Genomic DNA, 14,042 nt, shown 5'->3' with positions numbered 1-14,042 from the left:
CCAGACGCATAAGAGCCACTATGGCAAGCTGCCGCCCGGACCGGGCGACGCATAACCGGCCATATGGCAAGGTCAGCCAAATGGCATTCGAGAAACCTCGCGGTCGCTGCTGTTTTTCTGCTGCACAGACCTCACACGGGACAAGGCTTGATGGAAATCGCCGACATCATGACCACGGAGGTCGAGTTCATCGCTCCTGACGCCACCACGCAGGAGGCGGCTGAGATGATGGGCGACCTAGATGTTGGTGGCCTGCCAGTCGGTGTCGCGGGCAACATCCAGGGTGTGATCACGGATCGGGATCTGCTGTATCGCGTGGTTGCCGCCGGCCGGAGCCCAGTCACTCTTAGGGTCAGGGAGGTGATGACCGCACCTGCCCTGTTCTGCCGACCGGGCGACGATTTGCGCACCGCGATGGACATGATGGCCGCTCAGAACATCCGCCGGCTGGCGGTATGCGACACCACCGGGCAGGTGGTGGGGTGGGTCACTCTGTCTGACGTGTCGCGTCGTCTACTGGTTAACAGCGACGCGCTGCAGCACGCGCTGCGCAGCGCTACCGAGACGGCGTGATACGCCGCCACCCCCCGCGCCGGCGCAGGTCGGCCAGCACTTCGGCTGGCAGAGCGAAGAAGAAGGCCAGGTAGTTCAGCCACGCCTCGACCAATCCGCCACGCCCGGCGCTGCCGACGAGCAATGCCAGGGTATAGGCATAGGCTCCCAGCTCCTGTTCGCGCAGCGCTTCCAGCAGATCGGCCAGAGGGCAGGGGTGGCCCAGAGCCGCCTGAAGAGTCTCGGCCTCGTTCTGCCCGCCGATGGCTGGCAGCAGCGGCGGCAGCGCCGTGGCGGCGATACCGGTCATGCGGGCACTCGCAACCAGGCTGTGGATGAGAAGATGTCTCTGCGCCGGTGGGAGGTTGCGCAGGTTCAGCGACAGCGGAAACAGCGTCTGGTGCCGGTTCTGCAGCCAGGCATGTAGCAGCTTGGCGGCCATCTGGTCCTGCAGGACCTGCTTCGGCGGCTGCGCCAGGACCCGACGACGCGCAGCGCCTTCCGCCGCAGACGGCTCCGGCGGGACACTCGGCTCTTCCCGCGCTTGACGCTCTAGCAATGCGGCCGCCGAGTCAGGCTGACCGCCAGCCGTCAGCAGGCGCAGCAGGCGCCGCGGGAGGGTGGTCATGGCATGCAGGCCTTTCTCGTCGCCGGAAGCGACAGCAACCCCTGGCTCCGCCAACGGTTTCCCGTCGCGCCCTACGCGACCAAGGATCCCCCGCATGTCCCGTGCCCTCGCCGCCTGTCGCCATTCGTGGGGGCCTGCATGACGCTCGACCAGGGCCTGGCCTTCGGCATCCTGGGGATCACCGTTGGCCTCTTCCTGTGGGGGCGCATTGCCTATGACCTCGTGGCGCTCATGGCGCTGCTGGCAGGCGTGCTGGTTGGCATCATTCCTGTCAGCAAGGCCTTTGACGGCTTTGCCGATGACGTGGTGATCATTGTCGCCGCCGCCCTGCTCGTCAGCGCCGCCGTGGCACGCTCCGGCGCCGTGGAGACCCTCATGCGCCCGGTGCTCCCCTACCTGCGGACCACGGCGGTGCAGGTGCCGGTGCTGGCCGGCGCAGTGCTGGTCGCCTCAATCTTCACCAAGAACATCGGTGCGCTGGCCATCTTCATGCCGGTGGCCCTGCAGGTGACCCGCAGGACCGGAACCTCCGCCTCGGCGCTGCTGATGCCGATGGCCTTTGCCTCGCTGATCGGCGGGCTGATCACGCTGACCGGCACCTCACCCAACATCATCGTGGCACGGGTGCGGGCGGAGGTGACCGGCCAGCCCTTCGGGATGTTCGACTATACCCCCGTGGGGCTCGGCGTGGCGCTGGCAGGAATCCTGTTCCTGTCCTTCGGCTGGCGGCTGCTGCCGCGCAACCGCCGTGCGCCGGCCGATGCCGCAGGCGGGGGGATCGAGAACTACACCATCGAGGCCTCCGTGCCCGCAGCCTCTCCTGTCATCGGGCAGACGGTCGCGGCGCTGGAAGCTCTGGGCGAGGGGCGGGTCAGTGTTGCCACCGTGATCCGCGAACGCTTCCGCCGCTTCCTGCCCACGCCGCAATGGCTGATCCGGGAAGGGGATACGTTGCTGCTGGAAGGCGATCCGGAGGAGCTCGAGCGGCTGGTGGCCCGCAGCGGCCTGCTGCTGCCGGGCGGCCAGGAGGGCAGGGACAGCGGCGTCGTGGAAGCCGTGCTGGCCGCCGACAGCCCGCTGGTCGGCCGCACCGTGGCGCAGGCCCGCATCGGCGAGCGGCACAAGCTGGACCTGCTGGCGGTCAGCCGCAGCGGCCACCGCATTGCGCAGCGGCTCAGCACGCTGCGCCTGCGGGCGGGCGACGTGCTGATCCTGCGCGGCAGCGCCGCCGCCATCAGCGACGCGCTGGGCGAGCTGCGGGTCCTGCCGCTGACCGAACGCCCAATCACCCTGGGACGCAGCCGCCGGTCCTGGGTGCCGCTGCTGGTGCTGCTGGGCGCTATGCTGCTGGTGGCACTGCATGTGGTCCCCGTGGCAGTCGCTTTCTTCGGCGCCGCGGTGCTGCTGCTGATGCTGCGCACGCTGAGCAAGCACGAGGCCTACGACGCAGTGGAATGGCCGGTGCTGGTGCTGCTGGGCGCGCTGATCCCGGTCAGCGAGGCGGTGCAGACCACGGGCGGCACGGACCTCATCGCCGCCGGGCTGGAGACGGTGGTGCGGCACCTGTCGCCGCTGGTCTCGCTGGGGCTGATGATGGTGATCGCCATGGCGGTGACGCCCTTCCTCAACAACGCCGCGACGGTGCTGATGATGGGCCCCATCGCCGCCAGCCTGGCCACCCGCATGGGGTTGAGCCCGGATGCCTTCCTGATGGCCGTGGCGGTGGGCGCCGCCTGCGACTTCCTCACCCCGATCGGCCACCAGTGCAACACGCTGGTGATGGGGCCGGGCGGCTATCGCTTCGGCGATTATGCCCGGCTCGGCGCGCCGCTGACGCTGATCGTGCTGCTGGTGGGCGTGCCGCTGATCGCCCTGGTCTGGCCGCTGGCGGGGCGCTGAACGGCGGCGGGAAGGGGGCGCTCCGGGGCCGAAGCCCCGCATCCTGGCCCCCGCCCCGCCCCGCCCGGCTCCTGGGCCCGCCGGCCTGTGGTGTCAGCCCTGCTCTTCCTGCCGCAGCAGGGCGGCGTCGATCTGGCCAAGCAGGCGGGAGAAATCCACCGGCTTCGGATGGTAGTCGTCGCACCCCGCCTCGATCACCTTGCTCCGATCTCCCGACATGGCATGCGCGGTCAGCGCGATGATCGGGATGCGCGCGGTGTCCGGGATGCCGCGCAGCGTGCGCGCTGCGGTCCAGCCATCCATCACTGGCAGGTTCATGTCGAGCAGGATGACGTCAGGCCTCTCCGTCTGCGCCATGTCGACGCCCTGCTGCCCGTCATGCGCCAGCACGACGTCGAAGCCGCGTCGCTTCAGGCGGCGGGACAGGAAGTCCCAGAGTTCCTCGTGATCCTCGACCAGCAGGATCTTGGTCATGGCGCGGGCCTTTCCTGTGCAGCGTCTGTGGGTCTGGCGGAGCGGGCGCCGGCGATGCGGCGCAGCTCCGTGACCAGTTCGTCGGGGATGCCGTCCTCAGCCGGCATGACATGGCGCACGTCGCGGCGAAGCTGGTGCATCTCGGCCTCCTCCACCGCGCCGTCGGTCAGCGCGATGATCGGCAGCGCCGACCATTCCGGCCGGGCGCGCAGGTCGCGGATCAGCGAGAAGCCGTCGCCGCCATCGCCGCCCTGCACCTCGACCAGCAGCATGTCCGGCGCCGGCGCCAGCGACATGCGGGCCAGGGCGGCGCGGCCGTCAGTGGCATCCTCCACCGTCCAGCCCTCGGCTTCCAGCAGGGCGCGGAGCTCGGCGCGCTGGCCGGGATCCTGCTCCATCACCAGCGCGGTGCCAGGCGCCGGCCGCGACCGGTAGCGGTCGAGCACGCGCTTCAGCCGGCTCCACTCCACCGGCTTGTTCAGGTAGTCGGCCGCGCCGAGCGAGAAGGCCAGGCCGCGTTCCTGCACCACCGTCACCATCACCACCGGGATGTCGGCCAGCGCCTCCTCCGCCTTCAGCGCCGACAGCACGCCCCAGCCATCCATGCGTGGCATCATGACATCGAGCAGGATGGCGTCCGGCTGCAGATCCTGCGCCATGCGCAGCCCGGTGCGCCCTTCGGGGGCGGTGCGCACGGTGAAGCCCTCGCGCTCCAGGAAGCGGGTCAGCAGCTCGCGGGTCGCGGCATCGTCGTCGATCACCAGCACGAGCCCCGCCTGCCGCTCGGCCGGGGCAACGGGCTGGTCCAGCGCGGCTTCGCCGGCCAGCACGGCGGGATCGTCCTGCTCGGCGCGCGCCTCGCGCAGGTCGGCGGGCAGCCGGATGGTGAAGGCGGTGCCCTGGCCCGCCTCGCTCTCCACCTCGATCCGCCCGCCCAGCATGGCGACGAAGGCCTTGGTGATGGCCAGCCCCAGCCCGGTGCCGCCGAAACGGCGAGTTGTGGTGGCGTCGGCCTGGCTGAACCGCTCGAACAGCCGCGCCAGCTGCTCCGGGGTCATGCCGATCCCGGTATCCGCCACCCGGAAGCCGATCCAGCCCGGCCGCCCCGCCTCCGGTGCGACGGTCAGGGTGATGCGCCCGTTCTCGGTGAACTTGGCGGCGTTGCCGATCAGGTTGAACAGGCATTGCCGCAGCTTGACGGGATCGGAATGCATCGGCGGCAGGCCGGGCTCGAGCACCAGCGCCAGCTGGTTGTTCTTCTTGCCGATCAGTGCCTCCACCGTCGCCGCAACCTCCTGCACCACCGCGGCGGTGTCGAAATCCTCCGGCTGCACCTCCATCTTGCCGGCCTCGATCTTTGACAAGTCCAGCACGTCGTTGATCAGCGACAGCAGGTGACGGGCGTTGCTGTTGATCTTGGCCAGATCCTCGCGGAAGCTCTCGGCGCCCTCCAGCTCGTCCGCCTCCTCCTCCAGCATCTCGGAATAGCCGATTACGGCGGAGAGCGGCGTGCGCAGCTCGTGGCTCATATTGGCGATGAACTGGCTCTTCGCCATGTTGGCGTCCTCGGCCGCCGCCTTGGCGCTGGCCAGCGCCTCCTCGGCCTCCCGCATCTCGGTGATGTCGGTGTTGGAGCCGAACCAGCCGATCAGCCGGCCCTCCGGGAACTCGGCATCCGCCGGCTCGCGCAGCGGCTGGGCGCGCGAAAGGAACCAGCGGTAGCGGCCATCGGCGCCGCGCAGGGGGAAGGTGTCCTCCCACGCCTCGCCGGCCTCGATCGCGGCGCGGAAGCGGGCGGCCACCGCCTCGACATGGTCTGGATGGTGCACCTGCCGCCAGCCGGAGCCCATCATGCTCTCAGCCGTGCCGCCGGTGTAGTCGTACCAGCGGCGGTTGTACCACTGGATCTCGCCCTGCGGGTCGGTCATCCAGGCGAGCTGCGGGATGGAGTCGACGATGGTGCGCAGCCGCGCCTCGCTGCGCCGCAGCCGCGCCTCGATCCGGTGCTGGGCGGTGACGTCGACAACCGCGATGCCGATCCCATCCCCCTCGCGCGGCAGCGGAAAGAAGCTGATCCGCAGCTGCCGCGGAGAGCGTCCTTCCGTGGCGGAGGAGGACACCGCCACATCGGTCACGGCACGCTCCGTGCGCAGCAGCTTGTCGATGGCCGGCGCCGCCTGCTGCCGGACCTCCTCGGACCAGCGGCCATCGCCCGCCAGCAGGCCCTCGCCGATGGCGGAGAAGGCCTTGTTGGCATAGCGGACCCGCGACTGCCGGTCGAGGAAGCCAAGCCCCACCGGCGCATGGTCCATGACGCCGTCGAGCAGCGCCGTGGCCCGCTGCTCCGCGTGTCGCCGCGCCACGGCATAGCCGGCGAGAAGCGCCATCGCCATCAGCAGCGCTGCGAGGCCAAGCACCGTCAGCCAGAGCGTGGTCTGGGCATCCTGCGCTGCCCGCGTGGCCATGATGGCGCGGGTATCCCGCTGCACCGCCGCCACCTCGGCGCGCATGGCGTCCATGAGCGCCTTGCCCTCGCCGCTGGCGATGCCCCGCAGGGATGCTTCCATCCCCTGGCTTCGTCGCTGGGCGATGGAGGCTTCCGTCCAGGCGGCCTTGGCTTCCATCACGGACCGCAGACGGCCGGAGGGGAGGCCATCCCGCTCGAGCCGGGGCAATACCGTGGCGATCACCGCCTGGGCCGCCGTCCGTGGCTGCAGGTAGCTTTCATCCCCTGACAGCACGAAGCCGCGCTGGGAGGTTTCCAGGTCCTTGGCAGCTGAAAGCAGGGCTTCTGCGTCCAGCATATGGGCATTGCCGGTCGCCATGACCTCACGCCCTCGGTCCACCACCCGCCAGCCCGCGACCCCGGCGCCAAGGGCCAGGAACCCCAGAAGGAGCGCGGTGATGAACACCGGACGGGCATGCAGCGGCAGCCTGTCCATCAGACGGACGCGACGCGATGCCGGGGCATCCGCGGTTGATGAAGGGAGAAGCAGGGGCGTCACTCCAGGGCTGACGCCCGGTAACGTCGCGATGTCACGAAGGGTTGTTGAACCGGCTAACTTTCCGCTTCCTGCGGCGTTACCCGGGCTTTTGGAGGATATCGCCTTGCGCGGCGAAAAGGCCACCGACCGCCTGCAAGGCGTCGCCCGGGAGATTGAGCACGCTGGCCCTTCGGCGCTCGGCGTGCTCAACGCTATCTTCGGTCTGCTGGCGGGGGCCCTGGCCATTGCTGCCCTGGCCCTCGGACGCGACCTCATCGTCCCGCTGGTGCTCGCGGTGCTGCTGGCCTTCGTCCTGGCGCCGATCGTCGTGGCACTGAGCCGCCTCCGAGTGCCGCAGGTCCTGGCCGTGGTGCTGGCGGTGCTGACGGCGGCAGGGGCGATCCTCGGCCTTGGCATGGTGATGGCGCGGCAGGCTGGCACGCTGGTGGTGGATCTCGCCGCCTACCAGCGCACCCTGACGACCAAGCTGCAGTCGCTGCATGTTGCCGAGCTGATGCGGGATGCCGAAGCCGCCCTGCAGAACCTCCGGCAGATGGTGGGTGACGGCATGTCGGGGCGCACCGCGGCCTATTCTGCCCCGTCGCTGCCGCTGCGCGAGACCACGGCAGCGCCGGTCGGCGGCGGCACCACGCCGCTGGAGGTGATCCAAAGCGTCGCCGGGCCCGTCCTGGCGCCGCTGGCCACTGCCGCGGTCGTCGTGCTCTTCGCGATCTTCATCCTGATCTACCGGGAGGACCTACGCGATCGCGTCATCCGTCTCGCCGGCTCGCGTGATCTGCACCGCACGACTGTGGCGCTGAATGACGCTGCGCGGCGCCTGTCCCGCCTGTTTCTCGCGCAGGTGGCGCTAAATTCTGCGATGGGACTGGTGATCGGGCTGGCCTTATGGTGGATCGGGCTCCCCAGCCCGGCGCTCTGGGGCATTCTAGCTGGGCTGATGCGTTTTGTGCCGTTTATCGGCACCTTCGTCGCACTGATCCCAACATTGCTGCTGGCTGTGGCAGTGGACCCAGGCTGGTCCATGGCCATCTGGGTGCTCGCGCTATTCCTGGTTGCCGAGCCGCTGATGGTGCAGGTACTGGAACCTGCCGTTTACGGTCATAGCACGGGGCTCTCCCCTGTGGCGGTGATTATTGCCGCCACCTTCTGGACGTTCATGTGGGGACCGATCGGCTTGCTATTGGCCACGCCGCTTACGGTGGTGCTGGTGGTACTGGGACGGCATGTTCCGAAGCTTTCCTTCCTGGAGGTGATGTTAGGGGACCGGCCATCCCTGCTGCCGCATGAGAGCTTCTACCAGCGAAGCCTGCAACGCGACGCCCGCGGGCTGCTTCAGCAGGCGCAGCAGGCGCTGCGACGCGGCAGCACCTTGGCCGGTTACCATGACACGGTGGCCCTCACCGCCCTGTCGCTGGCAGATCAGGACTGGGCACGCGAGGTATTGGAACCTTCCCAGCTGGAGGATGTGCGTGGGCAGATTCAGGGATTGCTGCTGGCGCTGGAGCCTGCAGCGCCCAACACACCGCCACGCATTGTCTGCGCAGCGGGGCGCGGCAGCCTGGACGACTTGGCAGCTGGCATGGCGTCACAGGCGATGCGAGAAGAGGGCTTCGGAGTTGCCAGTTTGGCTGAGGGCGCCCTACCGGAAGAGGCAATAGCCGCCAACGCGGGGCTCTGCTGCTTGTCAGTGTTAGAAGAAGGCAATACTGCAGACGGCATCCGCTACCTGGCGCGTCGGCTGCAACGGCAGTTGCCTAAGGCGCGCGTGGTGATCGGCCTGTGGCATGCCGGTACCGACAGTACGATGCTGGCAGAACTGCGGAGAGATGGCACGGGGGAAACGATCGTTACCTCGCTGCGGGAACTGGTAGCGCTGTGCCGTACCGAGGCATTGGTGCAAGCCAGAGAGAACAGATCCGCTGCGTTGTCCTAGCATCCGGTGAAGGGGTGCCAGTTTAACCATCGAACGTCCGTTAGGGTTCACTAAGTGGCCCGGCTGGAATGAAAAATTTCGATTCGTACCACATTACGTCGGAGCGCAATGAAATAGAGAAACCAACCTATGTTGTGCCGGTTTATAGCCCGACACACACGGGCGTTGCGATTCCGCAAGTTCAGTGCGTGTCGGAGAAATGATCTGACATGCGATTTGCGGCGGAACCGAATAGGAAGCAACTAGCCGTTGCAGCTCGCATATGGCCTCAAAATCTTAGAGCGCCTAGATCTCCTTATTTGGCTTTGTCTCTTGCCGCTGCGGCAACGCGAACGATGCGCAGTAGTCCTGCTGTGCTGGCGCATCGCAGGTGAGCACAGCCGGATTTCTAAAGCGGCTTCATCAGCCTGCTGGTGTCGTCGCCAGTGGCAGACGTGTCGACGGGTATCTGGCGCTTGAGGATTATGGCGCGCTAGGTGACGGCCGCTCGGTCGCCTTATCAGGTGCTGATGGGTCGATCGACTGGTGGTGCGTGCCAAATCTGGATTCGCCACCACTGTTCGATCGCTTGCTGGACCCGGAGGAAGGCGGGCGGTTCTGCCTCACGCCGGTCGATCCCTTCGAGGTAGAACGGCGCTACCGGCCCGGCAGCAACGTGCTGGAGACCATTTTCACCACGGCGCAGGGACGCGCGCGGCTGACCGAATCGCTGAACAGCGGCACCGCCGGGCGGCTGCCTTGGGGTGAGCTTGCGCGCCGCGTTGAGGGGATCGATGGCACGGTGGTCTTCGCGGTTGAGATGCGGCCGGGCCGCCGGGCGAACGGCGCCAGCCCCTATCGCTCGAAGATCGGCGAGCACGCCGTCTTCCATGTCGGCAAGGTGCTGGGCCTTCTGCTGCATTCCGACGGCTTCGCCGGTGAACAGGCCGATGACGGCGTCTGCGGCCGGCTGACCGTTGCGCAGGGACAGCGTGAGGTGCTGGCGCTGATCGTCGGCGAGGGCGAGCCGCTGGTCGTCGATCCGGTCGCCACGATCGACGAGCGCATCGACCTCTCCGACAAGGAATGGCGCGACTGGTCGGACCGCGTCGCCTATGACGGCGCCCATCGCGAGGCCTTCATCCGCAGCATCCTGGCGCTGAAGCTGCTGCTGTTCTCGCCCTCCGGCGCGATCGCCGCGGCGGCCACCACCTCGCTGCCGGAGGGCATCGGCGGCAGGAAGAACTACGACTACCGCTACGCCTGGGTGCGCGACGCCGGCTATACCATCAAGGCCTTCCTGACGGCCGGTGCGCGGGCCGAAGCTAAGGCCGCCTTCACCTGGCTGCTGAAGCGCCTGCGGGAGCATGACGCCCGCGTCTGCTACACGCTGGGCGGCGCGCTGGCGCCCGATCTGACGGTGATCGACGTGCCCGGCTACCGGCGCTCCGGGCCGGTGCATGTCGGCAACCTGGCCACCACGCAGCACCAGCACGGCATCTACGGCGACATCTTCGAGACGGCATCGCGCTTCGTGGCCTGCGGCAACATCCTCGATCCCTCCAGCGCCGAGCTGCTGTCGCATCTGGCCGATCAATGCGCGGATGCCTGGCGGAAGAAGGATGCCGGCATCTGGGAGCTGGAGACGCCACAGCACTACACCATGTCGAAGATCAGCTGCTGGCAGGCGCTGGCCCGGGCGGTGGAGCTGGCCGACCAGGGCCAGCTGCCCACCACCTGCCGCGACCGCTGGTCGCGCGAGCGCGACCGCATCGCCGCCTGGATCGAGGCGCATTGCTGGTCGGAGCGGAAGCAGGCCTTCACTTTCTACGCCGGCAGTGAGGCGCTCGATGCCTCGCTGGCGTTGGCCGTGCGCTTCGGCTTCGACGGCCACGACCGGCTGGAGAAGACGCTGGATGCCATCGATGCCGAGCTTGGCGCCGGCCCCTATCATCACCGCTACAGCGGCGTGGCGCGGGAGGAAGGCTGCTTCCTTGCCTGCAGCTTCTGGATGATCGAGGCGCGCGCCCTGCTCGGCCAGCGCGACCGCGCCGAGGCCGCGCTGGCGGCGCTCACCGCGGCGCTCGACCGCGGCGTCGGCATCATGACCGAGATGGCCGACCCCGCCAGCGGCGCCTTCCTGGGCAATCTGCCGCAGGGCCTGTCGCATCTGGCCCATGTCATGGCGCTGCATGTGCTGACGCAGCAGGACCCCTGCTGATGGACCGCCTGTCGCCGCCTTCCCCCAACCAGCCCCCGCGAGACCCCATGGCGCAGCCCACCTTGGTCTTCCTGCATTCGCTCGGCGCCAGCGCCGGCGAGTGGTCTCTGGTGTGCGCGGCGCTGCCGGAATGGAGCTGCATCACGCTCGACCTGCCGGGCTTCGGCGACCGGAAGGAGGCCGGCCATGCGGATGTCGCGATCCTGGCGGACGGGCTGGCCGACGAGATCCGGCGCCGCCGGCTGACCGCCTGCCTGCTGGTCGGACACAGCATGGGCGGCAAGATCGCGACGATCGTGGCGTCGCGCGCCGCGGCGGGCGAGGCGGGGCTCGCCGGGATTCTCGGCGTCGTCCTGGTCGCCGCCTCGCCGCCGGCGCCGGAACCGATGGAGGAGGCGCGGCGGGCGGAGATGATCGGCTGGTTCGCCCGCGGCGCGCCGACCCCGGCCGAGGCGGCCGCCTTCGTCGATGCCAACACGGCCCGGCCCCTGCCGCCGATGCTGCGCGACCGGGCGATCGGCGATGTCCGCCGGTCGAGCCGCGAGGCCTGGCTGGGCTGGCTGGAGCGCGGCAGCCGCGAGGACTGGCGCGATGCGGTCGGCCGCATCGCCATGCCGGCGCTGATCCTGGCCGGCGCCGAGGATGGCGACCTGGGCAAGGCCGCACAGCGCCGGCTGAACCTGCCGCATTACCCGCAGGGCGAGGTCCGGGTGGTGGAGGGGGCCGCGCATATGATCCCCTATGAGCAGCCCGGGCCGCTGGCGGCGCTGATCGCGTCCTTCGCCGCGGCAGCGGCCGCCGCGATGCTGCCCGCCGGCTTCGCGGCGCTGCTGGGTTCCGACCGGGTCAGCCGCCGCACCCGGGCGGCGATGCTGGCGCGCAGTCGGCCGGTTCCCGCGGTGGGGCAGGACAGCGCAGCGGCATGGACGCCGCCGCAGCGCGCGGTGGTCGCCGCCCTGCTCGCGCAGGTGCTGCCCAATTGCGCCGGTGACGCTGACCTGCTGCGCCGCTTCGAGCGAGAGATCGGCGAGGGCGCCGGCGATGGCTGGCGCTTCGCCGAGTTGCCGCCCGATGGCGAGGCCTGGCGGCGCGGCATCGCCACGCTGGACGCGCTGGCCGGCGGCTTCGCCGGGCTCGACCGCCACGCCCAGGCGGCCTGGCTGCAGCGGATCGCGGCGGGCGAGGCCGGCGCCGCCGAGGGTGCCGATCCGCTGTCGCCGGCGCAGATGCGGCTGTGGTTCGAGGATGTGCGCGCGACGATGGCGCGCCTCTGGGTGTCGCTGCCGGCGACCATGGCGATGATCGGCTATGACGGCTTCGCCGTTGGCGGTGATGGCCGGCGCAAGCAGGGCTATGCCCTCACCGGGGCGGACCAGCCGGAAGCCTGGCAGGTGATGGCGGAGACCGGGGCATGATCGGCGCGCAGGATATCGCGGACGTCGTCGTCATCGGCAGCGGCGCCGGCGGCGCGCCGCTGGCGGCCCGGCTGGCCGCGGCCGGGCTCTCGGTGGTAGTGCTGGAGGCCGGGCGCGCCTTCCGCCCCGAGGAGCATGTCGCCGACGAGGTCGCCGCCGATCTCTACTGGATGGAGGAGCGGCTCAGCGGCGGCGACAACCCCACCGCCTTCGGCGCCAACAATTCCGGGATGGGCCTCGGCGGCTCGACGCTGCACTGGGGCGCCTTCTGCCCGCGTCCCGACGTGCGCGACCTGCAACTGCGGCGACTGACCGGCGAGGGCCAGGACTGGCCGATCCCGCATGCCGAGCTGCTGCCCTATGTTGAGGAGGTCGAGCGCCTCATCGGCGTCTCCGGCCCCGCGCACTATCCCTGGGATCCGGGCCGCCGTTTCGCCTATCCGCCGGTTCCCCGCAACGCGCCGGCGGAGGTCATGGCGCGTGGCTGTGCCGCGCTCGGCATTGCGGTGGCCGATGCGCCGGCGGCGCTGGTCTCGCGCGATCACCAGCAGCCGCATTGGGGGCAGCGCCAGGCCTGCGTCAATTGCGGCACCTGCCACCAGGGCTGCCGCAACGGCTCGAAGACCAGCATGGACACCACCTTCCTGCCGCTGGCGGCGGCTCATGGCGCCAGCATCCGGGCCGGCTGCCGGGTGGTCGCCTTCGAGTTCAACGGACAGAGACGGATCACCGCAGCGGTCTACCGGCAGGACGGGCGGGAGCAGCGCCAGCGTTGCGCAAGCGTGTTTCTCTGCGCCGGGGGCATCGAGACGCCGCGGCTACTGCTGAATCTCGGCATCGCCAATTCCAGCGGCCACGTCGGGCGGAACTTCATGGCGCATGTCGCCACCCAGGTCTGGGGCCGCTTTGACGCCAAGATGCGGATGAACCGTGGCTATCCTTCCTCGCTAATCAGCGAGGAGATGATGCGTCCCAAGGCTGCCGACTATGTTGGCGGCTACCTGATGCAGAGCTTGGGCATGCTGCCGGTCAACCTGGCCACCGGCCTAGCGCGGGGCGCCGGCATGTGGGGCGCGCAGCTTCAGTCGACGCTGCGCCACTACAACCGCATGGCGGGGATTGGCATCAATGGCGAGTGCCTGCCGCATCCCGACAACTGCCTAACACTGGCAGAGGAGACCGATGCCTTCGGCCATCGCAAAGCGCGCATCGACTTTGCCTATCATGCCAACGAGCAGGCGATCGACCAGCATGCCCGGCAGGTGATGACCGAAATCTGGGCCGCGGCCGGCGCGCAGGATATTTTCGCGCTGCAACGCTCGGCGCATACCATCGGCACCTGCCGCATGGGCTTGAATGGCGACGACGCCGTGGTCGACGCCGATAACCGAAGCTTCGACATTCCTAATCTGCGCATCTGCGACAATTCAATCTTTCCCAGCGCGCTGGCTGCCAATCCGGCCTTGACGATCATGGCGCTGTCGCTTCGCGCGGCAGACCGCTTTCTTGCATCCGACCGCTAAGCACTGGAGCTAAGTCTGATTGATCACGTGACAATGGCGGCAACGACCGTTTGCGGTTGAAACAGGCTTAGAATGCCCCGTCCCCGCCTCAGGGCGGGCGCGAGGGTGGCTTCCTCCGTGTCGCTCTTCGTCGCCTCCTATCGCGTCTCCACCGATCAGTAGGGCCGCAGCGGCCTCGGGCTCGAGGCTCAGAAGGCGGCCGTGGCCAGTGTCATGGCCGACCAGGCCGCCGGCCGGCTGATCCCCGCCGGAACAGCGGCCTGCTGACCATCCAGGGCTGCGACGCCAGTGGCAGGCCCCTGGCCCCCCCACCCCCGGAGCCGCCGCCAGCGGCCCCCCTAGGCCCCGGCCCCCATCCACATCTGACCCTCCCGACGCAGTCACGCCAGCAGGCCCGCGAGGACTCCGACAGA

The 14,042-nt window shown here is 69.1% G+C and carries 9 protein-coding genes; 6 read left to right on the top strand and 3 right to left on the bottom strand.

The genetic code is table 11. The features are described from left to right. The first annotated feature begins 150 nt into the window (after window positions 1-150). Window positions 151-573 carry a CBS domain-containing protein gene (locus BKE38_RS11145; RefSeq protein WP_076957393.1) on the top strand — a complete coding sequence of 141 codons (423 nt, stop codon included), beginning with the start codon at window positions 151-153 and terminating at the stop codon, window positions 571-573. Here the strand turns inward: BKE38_RS11145 and BKE38_RS11140 are convergent. After that, window positions 557-1,180, bottom strand: a complete 624-nt coding sequence (locus BKE38_RS11140; RefSeq protein WP_131829564.1) for a hypothetical protein — start codon at window positions 1,178-1,180, stop codon at window positions 557-559. The genes BKE38_RS11145 and BKE38_RS11140 overlap by 17 nt on opposite strands. Window positions 1,181-1,318: 138 nt before the next feature. Here BKE38_RS11140 and BKE38_RS11135 point away from each other — a divergent pair, with 138 nt between their 5' ends. Next, a complete protein-coding gene (locus BKE38_RS11135) occupies window positions 1,319-3,079 on the top strand; it encodes an SLC13 family permease (RefSeq protein ID WP_076957391.1) in 1,761 nt (586 codons plus the stop codon). Window positions 3,080-3,172: 93 nt separating this feature from the next. Here the strand turns inward: BKE38_RS11135 and BKE38_RS11130 are convergent, their stop codons facing one another. Together BKE38_RS11130 and BKE38_RS11125 are read right to left on the bottom strand one after the other, a co-directional pair. Next, window positions 3,173-3,553, bottom strand: a complete 381-nt coding sequence (locus BKE38_RS11130) for a response regulator (RefSeq protein ID WP_076957390.1) — start codon at window positions 3,551-3,553, stop codon at window positions 3,173-3,175. Beyond that, window positions 3,550-6,495, bottom strand: coding sequence for a response regulator (locus tag BKE38_RS11125; RefSeq protein ID WP_076957389.1), 2,946 nt, complete (start codon window positions 6,493-6,495; stop codon window positions 3,550-3,552). The genes BKE38_RS11130 and BKE38_RS11125 overlap by 4 nt, the downstream gene beginning before the upstream one ends. Window positions 6,496-6,661: 166 nt before the next feature. Here BKE38_RS11125 and BKE38_RS11120 point away from each other — a divergent pair, with 166 nt between their 5' ends. The 4 genes from BKE38_RS11120 to BKE38_RS11105 all read left to right on the top strand — a co-directional run bounded on the left by BKE38_RS11120 (window position 6,662) and on the right by BKE38_RS11105 (window position 13,629). Beyond that, complete coding sequence (locus BKE38_RS11120) at window positions 6,662-8,491, top strand: AI-2E family transporter (protein WP_076957388.1); 1,830 nt, start codon at window positions 6,662-6,664, stop codon at window positions 8,489-8,491. A gap of 448 nt (window positions 8,492-8,939) precedes the next feature. Further along, entirely contained in the window at window positions 8,940-10,691 is a 1,752-nt protein-coding gene (locus BKE38_RS11115; RefSeq protein ID WP_083747483.1) for a glycoside hydrolase family 15 protein, read from the top strand. 47 nt (window positions 10,692-10,738) lie between these two features. Then, window positions 10,739-12,106: an alpha/beta fold hydrolase gene (locus tag BKE38_RS11110; protein WP_076957451.1), complete on the top strand. Its 1,368-nt coding sequence runs from the start codon at window positions 10,739-10,741 to the stop codon at window positions 12,104-12,106. Continuing rightward, window positions 12,103-13,629, top strand: coding sequence for a GMC family oxidoreductase (locus BKE38_RS11105; protein ID WP_076957386.1), 1,527 nt, complete (start codon window positions 12,103-12,105; stop codon window positions 13,627-13,629). The genes BKE38_RS11110 and BKE38_RS11105 overlap by 4 nt, the downstream gene beginning before the upstream one ends. Window positions 13,630-14,042 lie beyond the last annotated feature (413 nt).

The sequence above is a fragment of the Teichococcus deserti genome, from assembly GCF_001982615.1.
Lineage (GTDB): Bacteria > Pseudomonadota > Alphaproteobacteria > Acetobacterales > Acetobacteraceae > Pseudoroseomonas > Pseudoroseomonas deserti.
Note: the sequence above shows the minus strand (reverse complement) of the source record. Positions and strands in the feature narration are given on the sequence as shown.